The following is a 17749-nucleotide window of genomic DNA, read 5'->3' on the forward strand; positions in this document are numbered from 1 at the left end:
ATGAAACTATCCGAGAATCCAAAACTCGCTGTAATCGGCCTCGGATACGTTGGGCTGCCCCTCGCCGTGGAATTCGGAAAGAAGTTCGAAACGGTGGGCTTTGACATTAACCCGGCTCGTGTCACGGAAATCAACAATGGGCAGGATAGAACCAAGGAAGTTTCGGAAGGCGAACTTCGCGATGCGATCTACTTGACGGCATCCGGTGAAGCAGAGCATCTCAAGGACTGCACAATATTCATTGTGACCGTGCCTACACCTATCGACAGTTCGAATAGGCCTGATCTGACACCGTTGCACCGAGCATCGCAGACAGTTGGTAGCATGTTGAAGCCGGGTGACACGGTCATCTACGAGTCGACGGTATATCCTGGTGCGACCGAAGAGGTCTGTGTGCCGATCTTGGAAGCCGCATCCGGTCTTCGCTTTAATGAGGACTTTGTCGTGGGTTACTCACCGGAACGAATTAACCCCGGAGACACCGAGCGGCGGCTGCCAAATATTGTAAAGGTGACATCTGGATCGACTTTAGAGGCGGCTGAAAGAATAGATGCGCTGTACGCTTCGATCATTCCCGCGGGTACTCACAAGGCAGAGAGCATTCGGGTGGCTGAAGCGGCGAAAGTAATCGAGAACACGCAGCGCGATCTAAACATCGGTTTGATGAATGAACTGGCGATCATCTTCAACAAATTGAACATTGATACCGAAGCGGTTTTGGAGGCGGCCGGAACCAAATGGAATTTTCTACCATTCCGCCCGGGGCTTGTCGGCGGTCACTGCATCGGAGTCGACCCCTATTACCTCACTCACAAGGCTGAGGAGATTGGGTATTACCCGCAGATTATCTTGGCCGGCCGCCGCCTGAATGACGGGATGGGCGCCTATGTCGCCAACCAAATGGTCAAGGCGCTGATCCACCGACAAGTTCAGATCCGGGGGGCTAGGGTTTTAGTCCTCGGTTTGACATTCAAAGAAAACTGCCCGGATTTGAGAAATACGCGCGTGATCGATGCTATCAAGGAACTCGAAGAGTTTGGCGTGGAAATCGATGTGCATGATCCTTGGGTTGATCCGAAAGAAGCACTGGACGAGTTCAACATCAAGATGGTTTCTCGCCCCGAACTGTCTTCTTACGACGGTATTCTACTGGCAGTGGCCCACAAGCAATTTCGGGACGCCGGGGCAGACGGCCTTCGCAAATTCGGCCGACCGGGCTGTGTGCTTTATGATTTGAAACATGTCCTGCCAGCCGCTGACAGCGATCTTCGGCTTTGACGTCAGAGAGGTCCAGGCCAACAGCGACAACGCTTCCGCGATACCGGCCTCCTCTTATCTGGAGGAACCGTAGTCAGCACTTTTCATGTTAAACAAGTTGTAATCGCGTCGTCATTACGTCCGCCTTTTGTTCTCTGGAGGAGATCAAATATGCGGTCTTTTTTGGTGGCTCGAGTGTTGTGAAAGCTTTGCGATTGGAGACAGTGTTACTTGTATGTGCCGTACTCTGGCAGGCGAAACAGACTGTTTTGTCTCAGTAGTCAGAAATGAGCATAATTTACTGGAATTCCTAAATGAATTGTGATCATCGTTCAGTTATGAACTTAGGCATTCAAAATCGTCTGAGTGTCACCGTATTGATATCTCGAGTTGGTGCTATCGCCAGTCTCGCTGCGGTAGCTTTTACCTGATACGACCGTCACTTCATGTCCTCACAAAGAGAGCAACTGCAAAAAGATGTGCGTTTTCGCATTATGCGATTGCTTGCTAGTAATCCTAATACGAGCCAGCGCGCGCTGGCTCACGAGTTGGGCGTCAGTCTGGGTGCCGTAAACTACTGTCTCAAAGCTCTTATGGACAAAGGGCAACTAAAGGTTCGAAACTTTCGGGATTCAAATAAGAAGCTTCGCTACGCCTATGTCTTGACGCCAAAAGGCGTCGCGGAAAAAACGATCCTTACAAGCCGGTTTCTTCAGCGCAAACTGAAAGAATACGATGCGTTGAAAGCCGAAATCGAGAGCCTGCAAAATGAGTTGGAATTGGGGGCCGACATGGCTCCGGCTTCTGCAGCGCGAAGTGGGCTTGGGTCTCGCAAGTGATGGCTGCACGTATGAACATCCTTTTTTCCGTTAATGCCGCCTGGAATATTTGGAACTTCCGGAGGCCGCTGGTGGAGGCGTTGATCGCTGACGGGCACAAAGTGACAATCCTTGCGCCGAGGGACGACTCTGCGCCGAGGCTTGAAGCTCTGGGTTGTGCCGTCCGCCATCTTGAGATGGATGTTAAGGGGCTTAATCCCCTTCAAGATTTCAAGCTTTTGATGCGCTTGCGCCAGCATTTTCGAGAGCTTCGGCCCGACGCGGTACTGAGTTTCACAATTAAGAACAACATTTTCGGTGCGATTGCTGCCAAATCCGAAAAAATCGCCTTTATTCCCAATGTGACTGGGCTGGGTACGGCTTTTCTTTCGCGGGGAATCCTCGAAATGGTGGCGGTCACGCTGTACAAACGAGCGTTCCGGAATCTCCCGGTCATCTTCTTTCAGAATGAGGATGATCGGAGCCTGTTTGTTGAGCGCGGCCTCGTGGCGGTAGATCAAGCGAGGTGCCTGCCAGGTTCGGGTATCGACCTCGACCGGTTCGCGGCGGCCCCATACCCATTGGAGCACGGCGCGCCGGTCTTCCTGATGATTGCTCGGCTGCTTCGCGACAAGGGGGTTCTGGAATACGTCGACGCAGCGCGCCGGTTGAAATCGGTTCATAGCCAGGCGCGCTTCCAAATCCTTGGCGCGACGGACGCCGAGAACCGGACCGCAATAGATAGGGCAACCGTTGAGGGCTGGGAGCGAGAAGGTGTGATCGAGTACCTCGGAACGGTGGAGGATGTCCGGCCAATGATTGAGAAGGCGCATTGCGTTGTGCTGCCTTCCTATCGAGAGGGGGCTCCGCGGACACTTATCGAGGCAGCCGCCATGGCCCGCCCACTCATCTCGACCGATGTTCCGGGGTGTCGTGCGGTGGTGGACGATGGAATCACTGGCTTTCTTTGCGAGGTACGAAGTGCCGAGAGTCTGGCAGCTGCCTGTGAGTCGTTTATCGCTCTTTCGCATGAGGCGCGCGTGGCATTGGGGTGCGCCGGGCGTCAGAAAATGGAGAACGAGTTTGCCCAGAGCATTGTCGTCGATGCCTATCGCCGCGCGCTCCAAGATCTGGCACGCAAGACAACCGATGTGGCAGCGTGATAGGGCAGTCAAGAAGAAAGAAACAAATCAGAATGCAGTGCTCCGGCGGTGCAAGGCGCGACGGTTTGTTGTTGCGTGGGAAAGGTCAACTTTCGCGACTAACAGCGCACTGCGTGTGCACCTCTCGGCAAATTCAGGACGGGGCGCGGCCATTTTCCTTCGATAAGATAAAGTTGTTATCGCCGACTCCTTAATTCGGCTTCTGACCATGGATACGGCCTTTTTTGTTGTCTCAAAATTGCTTGGAATGGTTCTTCAGCTGGAGACATGGTTTCTAGGCCTAGCCGTGTTGGCTTTCTGGGCGAGTCTGCGCGGCCGGTTACGGATTGCGCAGTTCGCGTCGGCCTTATTGGCTTTGTTGATCCTCGGGATTGGACTTCTTCCAATCGGAGATGTCCTTTTACATCCGCTCGAGACAAGATTTCCCGTCAGAGAGGACTTGAGCAGGGTGAATGGGATCGTAGTACTCGGCGGAGGAGAGGACGTACCGGCCAGTCGGCGATCGGGGCAGCCGCAACTCGGGGAGGGCGGAGATCGCTATGTTGCTGCCATAGCGCTCGCAAAAAGCTACCCTGAAGCGCGCCTGCTTTTTGCAGGTGGGAGTGGTCGGCTGAGAGACATGGTCGATAACGATGTTTCGGAAGCGGACATCGCAACAGAGGTATTCCGGACACATGGAATTGCGAAGCAACGCATTCTTTTTGAGAACCAGTCTCGGAACACCGCTGAGAATGCTCGTCTGAGCCATGCTCTGGTGAAGCCGAAGAAGGGTGACAGATGGGTTCTGATAACAAGCGCTTTTCACATGCCGCGCGCCGTAGCCAGTTTCAAAGCGGCTGGCTGGCATGAGATCGCTCCGTTCCCCGTAGATTTCCGGACACGGCGCTGGCGTGATGGGCTCGGTTGGAATTTCAGTCGGAATTTGGGTGTGACGAATTTGGCTCTGAGAGAATGGGCCGGACGAGCTGCCTATTCCTTGGCTGGGCGATGAAGGCGTGCAACGTCCATGCAACGTGCAACGATAGATATGCGCGCGGGAAGTCGCTTCTTCCTGCATTAGAAGTTGGTTGCTGAGGCGTGTGGATGTTGGGGGCAAGGCAATTGAGCAATCTGCTGAGGCGAATGGAAATTTCAAGATCAAGGGATCTCACATGAGCGGGCCATCGAATAGGTTTTCAGGTCGCGGTTTCGATTTCTCGCTTTGGCGACGCGGCATCTCGCTGCTGGATTCACGGGAGCGTCGCGCGGCTTGGCTTGTATTAGGGGTTGTCATCCTTTCCGCGATTAGCGCTGCCGTGATGGTCGGGTCGATCCTGCCATTTCTCACAGTTTTGTCGGATCCTTCGCGCATTGTGAGTAATTCGCAGTTGGCTTGGGCATATGAGAGGTTCAGCTTCTCTTCGCAGTATCAGTTTATTATTGCGCTTGGTGTAGCCAGCATTGCGATGATCGTGTTGGCCAACGCAATGCAGATGCTGCGCGTCTATGTGGTGTCTAGATACACAATGATGCGAAACCATAGCATCAGCCACCGTCTGCTGGCGCATTATTTGCATCAGCCCTACGAGTTCTTTTTAGCCTCCAATTCAAGCGACTTGAGCTCTCGGATCCTGCAGGAAAGTACACAGGTTGTGCAGTTTTTCCTGCGCCCGGCTACAGAAGTCATCTCTGCCGTGTTCACGTTGGTGATGGTTCTCTCGGTTGTCATCTGGGTTGATCCTATCATTGCGTTTCTTGCGATAGCGATTTTAGGCTCTGCGTTTGTCCTGGCGCTTCTTTTGAGCAGTCGACGTCTGAGCAAACTGGGAAATGACCGAAATGCTGCCAACAAAGAACGGTTCAAAGTAGCTGGAGAGGCACTAACCGGGATCAAGGACATCAAACTTCTGGATAGTGAACATGTGTTCCTATCACGCTTTGACAGGCATTCATTGAGGATGGCCCATTCCAATGTCGATAAGAATGTACTGACCCAACTTCCACCCTATTTGATTCAGACAATAATGTTCTCAGGGGTAATTCTGATGTGCATGCTGATGCTGGATCCCGACGCAGCCGATCCTGCCGGAGAAATCAAAAATCTAGTGCCGACTCTGGGCGTCCTTGGCCTTGCTGCGCAACGATTAATGCCCGAACTTAGCCGTCTGTTTTCAAATGTCGGCCTGTTGCGGTATGGACGCGCCGCAGTTGACGCCGTGTATGAAGGGATGCGTGTTGGTTCGGATGACCCAAGCGGTGAAGAGGACGGGGGAGAATTGCTGCCTTTCCGCAGCGAATTAGTGTTGGACAAGATAGGCTATCGGTATCCCAATGCTGAGCACGCGGGGTTGGAAGGAGTGTCTCTGAAGGTTCGCGCCGGCGAGCGGATCGGGGTTGTGGGGACCAGCGGTGCGGGAAAAACCACGTTGGCAGACGTATTGCTGGGTCTCCTAAGGCCGGAGACTGGCGAACTTCGAGTCGACGGTAGACCTGTTACCGAAGGCCGCCTGCCTGCCTGGCGCCGCACAGTGGGCTATGTTCCGCAGGACATATACCTGCTTGATGCCAGCGTGGCAGAGAATATTGCCTTCGGTCTCCCGCCCAGAAAGATTGATCGCTCTCGGGTCGAGGCGGCAGCTCGGCTTGCGCAACTAGATGCATTCGTAAAAAGCGACTTGCCGCAGGGCTATGACACACTGATTGGTGAGCGTGGGTTGCGATTATCGGGTGGGCAGCGTCAGCGGATTGGGATCGCGCGCGCGCTCTATCGCGATGCCGATTTGATTGTATTCGACGAAGCGACCTCTGCGCTCGACAATGTGACAGAAAAAGAAGTGATGGCGGCCACAGATGGGTTGCCTGGTGAAAAGACCGTAATGCTGATCGCACACCGTCTCAGCACGGTGCGCGGCTGTGATCGGATTCTTGTACTGGATGATGGTCGTGTCGCAGGTTTCGATACTTGGGAGTGTTTGGAGGCTGATAACGCAATATTCCGAAAGCTGATTCATGCCGAGGGACATTCCTAAGTGGCATCGCGGTGATCGGTTATGTGCAAATGAGTGGGCCGTCAGGTCCTATTAGGCTATTCTCAATGCGAGCGATGGAAAACTTCGTTGAGCTCATTGGAAACACACTTATTTGGAGACTGCATTGACGAACGTGGCATTGACAGACAGATTCAGAGACCGCTTGATCCGGTATCAAGAGGAACACAGGCGCCGCAACATTCCGCAGCCGAGCTTCTACGTAAAGTTGGCAGAGCGGAAACGACTGGCTGATCGAGTGCGTCGATTGCGAGGCATCGGCGATGAACCCATTCGCGAAATGGCTACGAAAATTGGTCAAAAAGCAGTTGCCCAAAAGGCTGGCGTTTACACTGCTGAAATATACCAAGGTCCATTTACCAGTCTTTCAGAATTTGAACTCAATGCTTTGCCCAACAGATTTGTTATCAAACCAATTGTTGGTTCGGGTTCAAACGGGGTGTTTTTACTGGAGAAGAGAGATGGGTTGCTATTTGATATCGTCTCAAAAAAAAGTTATCCGCCTGACTTGAACAGCTTGCATTCAGCAGGGCTTTCGAGGTTCGAAGGCTGTCCTCTAATTGCAGAAGAGCTTATCGGAATAGATGGCCTTCCATCCGTGGATTGGAAAGTTTTTGCCTTCTTTGGGGAAATTGGCTTTATCCGGCAAATGGACTTAAGGAACCCCCAAAAATGCTACAAAATGTGGTCATCAAAAGGCCAGGATTTAGGAAAAATAGACAAGTACAGTTTGGAGTACAATTCGGCTTTGCCTCCTCCCAACGACTTTGAGGCACTTGTTAACGCAGCCAGGGCGGTTTCGCTGAGTATTAATACGCCCTTTGTAAGGGTGGACCTTTATGAGTCAAAGAGAGGTCCAAGCCTTGGAGAGGTAACATTTGCACCAGGAAGTCTATGGAAACACACATATCTTCAGATATTCACTCCAGAATGGGACAGAAAACTAGGAGAGATGTGGGAGGAGGCGCAGGCGCGGCTCATCGAGCGGGTGGGAGATAATTACATTCCGTAAGGATTACAGGTCTTGTTTCGGAGCGCCGCGCCACCCTTTTTTGATCCGGTGTGTTCATTTCGAAAATTTCCGTCCTTGGGATTGACGAGTCCAGTGCCACCGTGAACGCAGGACCCTTTTCGGTGTGGCATCACGATAATTGGTGCTGTGGCCGCCAGTGGATATATCATTTAGACAAAACGGACTGAGATCTGCGCGTTCAATTTGGATCTTTGTCCTGAATAGCCGCTGCGTCGCGGTCTTAACGCAGGGAGAAGAGAATGAGCACTCGGGAACTTCTAAAGCGGATAATCCCGCTTTCGGTTAGAAATCTTAGGCGATTGAATCGCCGAGATATCAAGGATATCCCCCTAAATTGGAGATACCGGTGGATATATTTTCGCACGCGGAAAACTGGGACTTTGTATTTCTACCCCTACCTACCCCAATCTGTTCGTGCTGCCATTTTCAAGATATGTTGCGTAAGAGGTTGGCGAATGAAGGAATCCGAAGGGCAAAATCGGCCAGTATTTTTCTGGCCTGATCGTGCATCTCCTTACGAAAACCCAATTCCGGAGGCAATTAACGGGCGATGCTTGAATATAGATAAGGATTTCATATCAGCCGCCTTTGAAAATGTATTTGGGTATCGGATTCTCGTGAATCCAAAGGCGACCGAAACTCCCTATGTTAGGAAGTCATTAAGGAACGCCGCGCACGACGGTATTGTCATTGAGAAACCAACAAAAGTTGAAGAAGGCTACGTGTATCAACGCCTGATCGACAACAGGATCAACGATGAGGAAATTGAAGATCTCAGGTTGATTTTTATCGGAGAGATATTGCCTCAATTTTACAGGAGAACCCGGCTTACTGACAAGCGGTTTAAGAACGTCGATACTGGCGTATATCTGGAGCGCACCCTTTCATACTTTGCACAAGCTGAAATTGACTTAGTTGGAGAGCTTTGTAGAAAGGTGGGCTTGGATTACGGTGAGGTGGACGTCCTTCGCGACCGCGTCGATGGTAAGATCTATGTTGTGGATGTGAATAGGACACCCTTTGGGCCACCTAGGAAAATTTCACGTGCTGATGAAGTAGCTGCTGTGAAAATGATGGGCGAGTTTTTTTCACAGACATTCAATATAGAAAAGTATTCACGGTATAGATCTGAGAGCGATTAGATGAGGATCAGAAGAACCTTTGTCATTGCGCTTTTTCGGGCTTTTCTAAGGTCATAAAATGAGATCTGTTTTCGCCACCAATTTTGCCTCCCGACCCGTCGTGGTCCTGGGCATGCATAAGTCCGGAACCACGCTGATCGCCGAAACCCTTCATCGCAGCGGCATTCCGATGATTGGAACTGAGCTCGACGCAGGCTATGATGATGGGAATAAGATGGAGCGCGACGAAACCCGCGCGCTCAACATGGAGCTACTGGGGGACAACGGCAGACAAAGCCTGCGGGTTATTCAACCCCTTGCGCCAGGGAACGTGACTTCTGCGCAAAGGGATCAGGCCAGGGCAGTCATTGACGCAGTTGGGCTTGACGTTTGGGGATTCAAAGATCCGCGTACTCTCCTCACGTTTGGTTTTTGGCAGGATGTTCTGGAGGATCCTATCCTAGTAGGCATCTTCCGAAATCCTGTAGAAGTGTTCGGCCACTATTTGCGCCGAGCTGGTCGGCGTTGGATCAGTCGCGACCCGACTTTCCTTCCAGATGCTCTTCGGGCTTGGTGTGTATACAACAACCATTTGCTGGACTTGAAGCGCAAGCATCCGCAAATGTTGCTACTGGAATACGCCGAATTCATGACCTCCGAATTGGGCTTGCAACGCATGGCCATACATCTAGGGCGCCCTTTGGCGGATTGTAGACAACCCGCTATGCGCCGAGCGGTGGCGATACCGACAACCGATTATCGTTTGGCAAAGCTAGTCGTTCGCTTGCGCGACAGGCTGAATCCGGATCAGATTTATAATCAATTGAAGGATGCAAGTGCTGATCCTTTCGACGCTCGGACGGCGACCAGGAGTGTTTCATAGTTTGAAGCAGGCAAAAAAAGCCGTCGAGAATCTACTCTTGGTGAAACCTATCAGATGAGTACCAAAAGCGCATACGTAGGCAGACAGTTCGGAAGGCCATTCGACATTCGGAGCGAAGGTTTCGGGCGCCGCCAGGCTGATTATTATTTTTTGATCAGGATTTTCGCCGCACGGTTCGCAATGCTGTGCTAATCCCTAGGAGACCAAACTATGGTTGCACCGTACATATTCATTTTGGGAACTGGGCACTCCGGTGGAACCCTGTTGAATCTACTGTTGGGTGCCAGCCCAAGAACGTTTGCTGCAGGAGAGAGGCTGCATTTATGGAACCTAAGAAATCTCCACCGTCAAGATGAACGCACGCGTCTATTCTGGCAGCAGGCAGTGTCGCGACTGGAGGCCAACGGGTGGCCTGCATCGCGATTGACACCGGAGGCGGTCCTCGGGGCGGGCACGGATTTGTGGCGCAGCTGGATCAATATTGTTGCGGATATCTCTCCCCAACCAGTTGTTGTCGATAAGTCTAACCACCTTCAAACTGTTCGTTTGCTCTGCGATGCGGGGCTGGTTGATCCATTTTTTGTACATTTGGTTCGAGATCCAAGAGCGGTAGCACACAGCTACTCACGCATGAACAAACTCAGTCTGGCCAAACAGCGTTCGTGGCAGATCAGTAGCACGGCCATCTCCTCGTTTCTTGATGGACACGAAAATTCGATGATCCTTCGATACGAGGATCTCGCGGCGGATCCTTGGCACCATACCTTGCGGATTTTGAAAAAAGCCGGAGAACGCGTAGGGTTGAATCTGTGCAGTGGAATCCCGGAAGATGTGAGAGAGCGTGGTCTTGATGACCCGATTTTCGATAACGTGATTTACGGGGGGAACGTGATGCGTCATCCAGCCAAACGCAAAGGTCGGATGATTGAACTTGACGTCGGCTACCTTAGAAATATGTCAACATTCGATTGGGCAACCTCGACACTCTCGTGCTTATCCGGTTTACGTCAATTTGGTTACCCGATTGGCAGAACATCTATGAAAAAAATGCTGCTGCAATCGTGACTTCAGACTCTTCTCTCAAGCCCCAGCCGCTATGTGGTGTCGTTTTCGTCGCTACAGGTGCAAGGTACATCGCATGCGCCGAAGCCGCCGCACGTTCCGTTCGTCGTTTTATGCCTGACGTACCCATCGCTCTTTTTACGGATGCCTCACAGCTTGGTTTTGCCTTGAGTGAAGTGTTTGATCCAGTGATTGATCTGGAGACAGTCCACCATCGTTCAAAAGTGGATTGCTTGATGAATTCACCTTTTGAAAGAACACTGTTTCTGGATGCAGACATTCGAGTTCGAGAGGATGTGAGCGAACTTTTCGAGTTGCTGGAGCGTTTTGACATAGCCATGGCTCATGCACATGCCCGCAATCGCGCCGCTACTCGTGCGGTCTGGAAGCACGAGTTGCCAGACGCGTTTCCGCAATTCAATACTGGGGTCATCGCGGTGCGCCGTAACCCGCGAACGCAAGCCCTCTTGCAGGCTTGGTCAGACAGCTACAAGATCGCCGGCTTTCGAAAGGATCAGGTAACGCTGCGTGAACTCCTTTGGGCTTCTGATCTGCGGCTGTCGACGTTGCCCCCGGAGTTCAATATTCGCTATCCCAAAAACCTTTGGCTGTGGAGTCGCCGTGAAGCTAGACCGCGAATTTGCCACTTTCGGCGCTACTCCTTTGTGAACAAAAGAGACTGGCTTTTCGATTTGGCGAAACGCGTCGTCCGATGGCCTCGCCGGATGGCATCGCGCGTGCTTTGGTCCAAGCGAAATGGTGGCGCTTGATGAGTTCGTCTCGCAAGTGTGTGTGTCTGTTCATCGGTACACTCAAAGCCGGTGGCGCGGAGCGTGTGACGGTCTGGCTGGCAAGTGAGCTAAACAAGCGTGGCCACGACGTTGTGGTTCTGACGCATTCTGAGCCGGGAACTGACTTTTTCAATTTGCCGGATGGTGTCAAGCGCGAGACCGTTGGGTTGGACGAGGGAAGAAACAGCCTGCCGGGAAAATTGATTATCAATATTCGACGTTGCTTGCAGGTTCGTAGGGTTCTTAGACGTCACCGGGCGACTGCTATTCTGGCGATGATGCCGCACGAATCTGTGATGGCTGTCGTCTCTGCCTTTGGCATGCCACTGCGCGTGGTTGTTTCGGAACGCAATGCTCCCTGGCATCGTCAGCAGGACAAGATATGGTCGGCCCTGCGCCGGATTGTATATCGGTTTTCCGATGTTCAGGTAGCCCAGACCCAGCCCATCGCAGATTGGTTGCGCCGGGAAACAGGAAGTCGGAGCGTCTCGATCATTCCCAACGCAGTACAACCGAATTTGCCCTCAGCGCCACCGATAGTTTGTCCCGCACAGATCTTGCCCCCGGAGCGCAAACTATTGTTGGCCGTCGGAACCAAACCCTATCAGAAGGGGTTCGATTTGCTGGTTGCGGCCTTTGCTCGGATTGCCGACAACCACCCGGAATGGGATCTGGCGATACCCGGCCTTTTACCAAGTCGACTGGAAGAGGGGATATCGGGCCAGGACATTCTTGATGAGGCGGCTCGGTCAGGGCTTGCCGAAAGGGTGATTTTACCGGGGCACTTGGGTAACATGCCTGACTGGTATGCTGCGGCCGACTTATTTGTGCTTAGTTCACGGTTCGAGGGCTTTCCGAACGTATTGGTCGAGGCGATGGGCGCTGGGCGGGCATGTGTGGCGTTTGACTGTGATACCGGGCCGGCTGAGATCATCCAGAACGAACTTGACGGAATTCTTGTCCGAGATCTTACAGTCGAAGGGCTTGCTGCGGCTATGACTCGAGTAATGAATGATGAAGAGTTGCGGTTGCGCCTGGCCGCTGCGGCGCCGCAAGTTTCGAAGCGTTATGCTCCGGGCAATGTGCTGGATGCGTGGTGCAGGGTTCTGGGTCTTCCAGAGGGGGAGCTGCTAGAGTGAGCGGCGGCGAACTTGTTCTTTCACTCGATTTCGAGTTGCTTTGGGGGGTTCGCGATCACGCAACCCGCGAAACTTACGGGAAGAACATATTGGGAGGTCGCGCGGCCATTCCCCGCATGCTGGAAAGTTTTGATCGGCACGGTATCCAAGCGACCTGGGCCACGGTTGGAGCGGTGTTTTGTGCTTCTCGCGAGGAACTGCTGGACGCGTTGCCACCTGAAGAACTGCGACCGCGCTATACTCATCCAGCGCTGTCGAACTATCGCTACCTGGACGAGATCGGTTTGGATGAGGCCCATGACCCCTATTACTTCGGAGCAACACTAGTCACGCAGATAGCTTCCTGTCCGGGGCAGGAAATCGCGACGCATACAATGTCGCATTTCTATTGTCTTGAGGCCGGAGCCAGCATTGAGACCTTTGCGGCTGATATTGACGCTGCCTGCCAATTGGCCGCGAACCGCGGCATCAAATTGCGATCAATAGTATTCCCGCGAAATCAGTATGCTGCTCCGCATTTGGCTGTCGTCCGCGAACGAGGCATCAAACGATATCGGGGAAACCAGAGCGCTTGGCCTTATCGCCCATCGGCAGGCGCCAATCAAACTTTACCGCGTCGGATGTTGCGGTTGATCGATGCGCATACTGGCATGCTCGGATCTCATCTCTATTTCCCCGGAACCGAGAATGTGCCAGCCAGCCATTTTCTTCGCCCCTGCTCAGGGCGTCTCGCTGCGTATCATTCCAGACATCTTTCGGTGATCGAGAGTGCGATGACCCGTGCAGCCCAAACAGGTGCAGGTTTTCATTTGTGGTGGCATCCGCATAACTTCGGGGTCGATATGGAGGCTAACTTGAGGGGGTTGGAGCGTATAATTACGCACTATGGCCAGTTGAGGGACCAGTATGGAATGAAATCGCTAACCATGGCGGGTAGCGGGGGGAGCAAATGAACGTCGTGGTTCTCGCCACCAGCGGTTTACACACCGACATAATGGTGAACTTCTTGGACGATGTCGGAATTCAACCTACCGCAGTGCTGATCGAACCCTCACAATCACGCCGCTCATTGCTCTATGGGCGGGCGCGTCGTCTAGGATGGCGCGCGGTTGTTGGGCAAGTCCTGTTCATTGTCATTGTTCTACCTCTCATCCGGCGAGGGGTGGAACCGCGTTTGAAAGCAATACGCCAAGACTATGATTTGCGGGCTGACCCTTTGAAAGAGAGCCGCGTTACGACAATAACCTCGGTTAATGCTCCGGCCACCCGAGAACTCTTGCGTCGCCTCGACCCGGACGCTGTCGTGCTCAGCGGAACGCGAATAGTGAAGGCCGAAACACTTGATGCCATTGCAGCACCAGTGCTGAATATTCATGCCGGGATCACGCCGGAGTATCGTGGTGTGCATGGGGGGTACTGGGCTTTGTGGATGGGGCGGCCAGAGGAGTTCGGTGCAACGTTACATCTAGTCGACGCTGGCGTAGATTCAGGCGCAGTGCTGTCGCATGTGCGACCAGTCCCTACGGCAAAAGACAACTTTGCTACCTATCCTTTGTTGCAACTTGGTGCAGCGCTGCCCGCGCTGGTCAAAACTCTAATTGGGCTAGACCAGAGTAAGACGCTCCCTGACCCCGTGCCGACAACCGGCGCTGGGCGGCAATGGTTTCATCCTACGCTTTGGCAATACCTGATCGGGTTACGGCGCGGGGTGCGGTAATGGAACACAACAACATTATTCGTTCGAAGAGTGATTATCGGAATTGGCTGATTGCTGATCTTGATGGGGCTGGATTGAGCTGTTGGCGGTTTTGGATGGGGCTTCGCTATCCGACCCTTCATTTCCTGAGAGTGCTTCGGCGGGTCGAATACTTGAAGAATTGTCGAAACGGATTGATTGGCAGAGCTGAGCGGTTGCTTGTGTCTGTCTATTTCCGCCTATTGTCGATTTATTTGGGCTTCACGATCCCCCCCAATACATGCGGTCCCGGATTGCGGCTGAACCATTGGGGAACAATTGTGATCAGTCCTGATGCGCGGATTGGCGCGCGGGCGCGTGTGAATATTTGTGTGAATATCGGGTTGAAAGACGGGAAGGCCCCACATCTTGGCGATGATGTCTATATTGGGCCTGGAGCAAAACTGTTTGGAGGGATCCATTTGGGCAATGGCGTTCGGATCGGCGCGAATGCTGTGGTAAACCGAAGTTTTCCTGACGGCGCAATCCTGGCCGGTGTACCAGCGCGCTTGATTGGGAACAAAGCTGATGAGGAAACACCGGCCAATGAGGCCGTCTGATGTCTGAAAATTTACTATCCGGCAGGCGAATTCTGCTACTGGGAAGCAACGAGCGTGCCGCATTGTCGGCGTGCCGATCTTTGGGAAGAAAAGGGGCGATCGTTGAGATCGCGACATTCGACCCTATTCGTCAGCCAGCAGAATTGTCGCGGTACTGCCGCAAGCGCTTTTTTCTTGGATCGCCGGTGACTGACATGGCCGACGTTCGCAAACGCTTGGCCGCACATTTGGACAAATATCAATACGATGCGGTTTTTCCGATAACCGACATGGCATGCGAACTGGTATATGCCGACTATGCGGCATTGGCGTCGCGTGCCGTGATTGTGGGACCCGAGCTTGACGCCTACCTCCGAGCTGTCGACAAGGCTCAGGCATTGAAACTGGCAAAGAAAGCAGGGTTGAATGCCCCGAACGGCATTCTTTTGTATCCCGGCGATGATCCCACGCCCGCTTTTGATATTTTGGCTGAGGGTCCGGTTTATGCCAAACCGGTTCGAAGCTGCCTGGTGACCGATGACTTCGTTAACTCTTTCGAGGTGAAAAAGTGCAGGACACGATCACAGCTCGAACGGAAGCTTTCCGAAGATCTGCCAAGGTTGCCGGTTCTGGTCCAGCGACCTGTGGAAGGTCACGGTGTTGGGCTGAACATTTTGGCGGATCGTGGACGCTTGGTGGCGGCAAGTATGAATCGGCGGCTGCATGAACCCCCGGAAGGCGGCGGCAGCAGTTTTCGGTGCAATGTTCCAATGGCGGAGGAGGATATTCAAATCGCCCGCGACATTGCTAGGCGGCTGGACTGGTCTGGTCTGATGATGGTCGAACTGAAAGGCAATGACGGACACCTGACAATAATGGAGATGAATTGCCGCCCATGGGGATCGATAGAAACGGCCATTCGCGCGGGGATCGACTTTCCGGCGCTTGCGGTTGCTCAGGCGCTTGGCCTGTCCTTGCCTGAAAGCCTGGTCGCCAGCGACCGTCCGGTTCGAGTGAGAAATCTGAAAAACGATTTGCGATGGGTGTTTGGTCAACGTCGGCGTTGGTTGTCGCGATCCTCGCCGCTGGTTGATTGGCTAGGGGCCTTGCCGCGCGCCGCGCTTGGGTGGGAATATCTCGATATCGAGCGGGGCAATGATCCGTTGCCAGCAATTGGCCAGTTCAATCCAGTATTCGCACGGGTTTGGCGCCGTGGGCAGTTGGGGATGAAAATGGCGGCTGCGCGCCTTGGGTATCGCCATCACTTTCAGAAGCTCGATAAGAGAGACCCGATTCTGTTTCTGTGTCAGGGTAATATTAATCGGAGTGCCGTAGCGGAAATCCTCTTCAGGCAGGCCGGTTTCGAACACGTTTTGTCCGGCGGGGTACTGCCGTTTCATGGACGCGGTATCAGTCCCGCGGCGGCCCGCTTTTTGGAGATGCAGGGAATGGATGGAACCAAGCATAGGTCACGCAATTTCCATAGTTGCAAGGCGTTTGTTTCCGAAGGAGCGCGGATAATCGTGTTCGATTTTCGCACCATGGCAGATGTCTGGGTGATGTTCCCGGAGTTTCGCCCGCAAGTCATGCTCTTTGACGATCTCGCCCGCCTAAAAGCTGGAGAGCTACCTGATCCCCACGGCGAGTCGGAGGCTGAATACGTTGAGTGTTTCGAGCGTATTTCCGTTACCCTGCAAGACCAAATCGGCTAAGAGGACAAGTCCAATGGCGCGCTTCGTGATCCGGTTAGATGACATATGCCCCACAATGGATCATGAGAAATTTGCGCGCGCTCGGGCGCATTTTGAAGCTGCTGGCGTGCGGCCGCTCATGGGAATTGTTCCGGACAATATGGATCCCGACCTGATCGTCCACGGCCCTGACCCAAGTTTTTGGCAAATGATGCGAGAGCTTGCTGCAAGTGGGTGGGGTATTTCGCAACACGGCTACAGACACCGGATTCACACAAACGATCGCGGACTGCTTGGTATTACCGCGCGCAGCGAATTTTCGGGCCGTGGTCTGGAAGTCCAACGTGAAGATTTGGCACAAGGGCAAGCAATACTTGTAAGTGAAGGTCTCGGAACTGATAATTTTATGGCGCCCTTTCACAGCTATGACAGGAAAACGTTGGTGGCATTGAAATCTTTGGGGTTCACTACATTGACTGATGGATATGGGTTGTTTCCCTGGCGCGCGGGGGGGCTCAGATTTGTGCCTCAATTATTTGAACGTCCCGCAAACTTTGGAATCGGCATTTACACGATGTGTCTTCATCTCAATAACATGACAATGGATGAGATTGACGAACTCGGCCACTTCGTGACTGCCAATTCATCTCGCTTCATAGATTTCGATGAAGCGAAAAGGAGCGAGTGGCCCGCTGCACTGGTCTGGCCCTTGGGAATGTCGCTAAAACTTGCATTGACGGTCAAGCGAAGGCTTCAATAAGTCGATGTTCTTTTCTGTAATAAAATCAAAAGCCTATCGAAAAGTTCTATGTCTATTAGTATAATCTCGGTAGCCAAGGTGCCACTCCGTCCACTCCGGCATGGGGCAGTTGCGATTGGGCGCCAGGTCATGTTGGAGCGGCTTTTCTTCAGCCGCGAGATTCCGCCAAACTTGGTGATTTCGACGGGGGGGGGCAGGCACAACTTTTCTCATGAAGCATTTGGCGCAATTTGTGCACATCAACGACTATTTCGACAGGGATCATCTCAAGCATCTGCCTAGACTTCCGGTTGGATGGCTCAATGATCGGCGGGTTCTTTTCTTATTTGATGAACCCGAAGCCGTATTTCGGTCAGTAAGGCGGAGGCAGTTTTTACACAAACATGCCGGCGAATTAGGTTCCGTTGCATGTCAGTTTACGTGGGGTGGTTTACAACAAAAACTGTTCGAGAGGGCCGTTAAGCAGCAAGTCGAATCGTTTCATTCCCACAACTCAGAAAATCTCATGTTGTTGTCCTTCGATGATATTTGGGCGCGTGCAGAGGACATAGCCGAATTCTTTGCGATAGAAGACGATCGGTTTTTGAATGAGTTTCCACCTCGCCGCCCGCGAAAGTCGGAACAATTTCAGGTGTGATGCATGTCGGCCGCTTCTGTTACCTTTTGGGTTTAGGCTGCGAGCCCATCGGGTGCCAAAAAGGCACCGGATCGGTGGCGCGCCTATTTGGTTG

17 protein-coding genes are annotated in these 17749 nt (G+C 52.8%); all 17 read left to right on the plus strand.

Going from position 1 to position 17749, the window contains the following annotated elements:
* The 17 genes from tviB (at position 1) to BMZ35_RS14725 (ending at position 17655) form a co-directional block, all read left to right on the plus strand.
* On the plus strand, positions 1–1278 hold the full coding sequence (gene tviB, locus BMZ35_RS14645) for a Vi polysaccharide biosynthesis UDP-N-acetylglucosamine C-6 dehydrogenase TviB (RefSeq protein ID WP_093094610.1): 1278 nt from the start codon (positions 1–3) through the stop codon (positions 1276–1278).
* 425 nt (positions 1279–1703) lie between these two features.
* Positions 1704–2096 (plus strand): MarR family EPS-associated transcriptional regulator, encoded by a 393-nt coding sequence (locus BMZ35_RS14650; protein ID WP_093094611.1) that lies wholly within the window; start codon positions 1704–1706, stop codon positions 2094–2096.
* Positions 2096–3238 carry a glycosyltransferase family 4 protein gene (locus BMZ35_RS14655; RefSeq protein ID WP_207502983.1) on the plus strand — a complete coding sequence of 381 codons (1143 nt, stop codon included), beginning with the start codon at positions 2096–2098 and terminating at the stop codon, positions 3236–3238. The genes BMZ35_RS14650 and BMZ35_RS14655 overlap by 1 nt, the downstream gene beginning before the upstream one ends.
* 208 nt (positions 3239–3446) lie before the next feature.
* Positions 3447–4229: a YdcF family protein gene (locus BMZ35_RS14660; RefSeq protein ID WP_093094612.1), complete on the plus strand. Its 783-nt coding sequence runs from the start codon at positions 3447–3449 to the stop codon at positions 4227–4229.
* Between the two features lie 160 nt (positions 4230–4389).
* On the plus strand, positions 4390–6246 hold the full coding sequence (locus BMZ35_RS14665) for an ABC transporter ATP-binding protein (protein ID WP_093094613.1): 1857 nt from the start codon (positions 4390–4392) through the stop codon (positions 6244–6246).
* A 298-nt stretch (positions 6247–6544) separates the two neighbouring features.
* Positions 6545–7276 carry an ATP-grasp fold amidoligase family protein gene (locus tag BMZ35_RS14670; RefSeq protein WP_165610096.1) on the plus strand — a complete coding sequence of 244 codons (732 nt, stop codon included), beginning with the start codon at positions 6545–6547 and terminating at the stop codon, positions 7274–7276.
* A gap of 476 nt (positions 7277–7752) precedes the next feature.
* Positions 7753–8439, plus strand: a complete 687-nt coding sequence (locus BMZ35_RS14675; RefSeq protein WP_093094615.1) for an ATP-grasp domain-containing protein — start codon at positions 7753–7755, stop codon at positions 8437–8439.
* Between the two features lie 58 nt (positions 8440–8497).
* Positions 8498–9301 (plus strand): sulfotransferase, encoded by an 804-nt coding sequence (locus BMZ35_RS14680; RefSeq protein ID WP_093094616.1) that lies wholly within the window; start codon positions 8498–8500, stop codon positions 9299–9301.
* A gap of 210 nt (positions 9302–9511) precedes the next feature.
* A complete protein-coding gene (locus BMZ35_RS14685) occupies positions 9512–10366 on the plus strand; it encodes a sulfotransferase (RefSeq protein ID WP_093094617.1) in 855 nt (284 codons plus the stop codon).
* Positions 10270–11133 carry a putative nucleotide-diphospho-sugar transferase gene (locus tag BMZ35_RS20620; protein WP_131814389.1) on the plus strand — a complete coding sequence of 288 codons (864 nt, stop codon included), beginning with the start codon at positions 10270–10272 and terminating at the stop codon, positions 11131–11133. The genes BMZ35_RS14685 and BMZ35_RS20620 overlap by 97 nt, the downstream gene beginning before the upstream one ends.
* Positions 11133–12293 carry a glycosyltransferase family 4 protein gene (locus tag BMZ35_RS14690; RefSeq protein ID WP_165610097.1) on the plus strand — a complete coding sequence of 387 codons (1161 nt, stop codon included), beginning with the start codon at positions 11133–11135 and terminating at the stop codon, positions 12291–12293. The genes BMZ35_RS20620 and BMZ35_RS14690 overlap by 1 nt, the downstream gene beginning before the upstream one ends.
* Entirely contained in the window at positions 12290–13246 is a 957-nt protein-coding gene (locus BMZ35_RS20625; protein WP_110680258.1) for a polysaccharide deacetylase family protein, read from the plus strand. Before BMZ35_RS14690 ends, BMZ35_RS20625 begins: the two co-directional genes overlap by 4 nt.
* Positions 13243–14010 (plus strand): formyl transferase, encoded by a 768-nt coding sequence (locus BMZ35_RS14705; protein WP_093094621.1) that lies wholly within the window; start codon positions 13243–13245, stop codon positions 14008–14010. Before BMZ35_RS20625 ends, BMZ35_RS14705 begins: the two co-directional genes overlap by 4 nt.
* Positions 14010–14588: a serine O-acetyltransferase gene (locus tag BMZ35_RS14710; protein WP_165610098.1), complete on the plus strand. Its 579-nt coding sequence runs from the start codon at positions 14010–14012 to the stop codon at positions 14586–14588. Before BMZ35_RS14705 ends, BMZ35_RS14710 begins: the two co-directional genes overlap by 1 nt.
* Positions 14588–16279, plus strand: coding sequence for an ATP-grasp domain-containing protein (locus BMZ35_RS14715; RefSeq protein ID WP_093094623.1), 1692 nt, complete (start codon positions 14588–14590; stop codon positions 16277–16279). The genes BMZ35_RS14710 and BMZ35_RS14715 overlap by 1 nt, the downstream gene beginning before the upstream one ends.
* 13 nt (positions 16280–16292) lie before the next feature.
* On the plus strand, positions 16293–17018 hold the full coding sequence (locus BMZ35_RS14720) for a DUF2334 domain-containing protein (protein WP_093094624.1): 726 nt from the start codon (positions 16293–16295) through the stop codon (positions 17016–17018).
* A 211-nt stretch (positions 17019–17229) separates the two neighbouring features.
* Positions 17230–17655, plus strand: coding sequence for a hypothetical protein (locus BMZ35_RS14725; protein ID WP_093094625.1), 426 nt, complete (start codon positions 17230–17232; stop codon positions 17653–17655).
* Positions 17656–17749 lie beyond the last annotated feature (94 nt).

The organism is Shimia aestuarii (genome assembly GCF_900114635.1).
GTDB lineage: Bacteria > Pseudomonadota > Alphaproteobacteria > Rhodobacterales > Rhodobacteraceae > Shimia > Shimia aestuarii.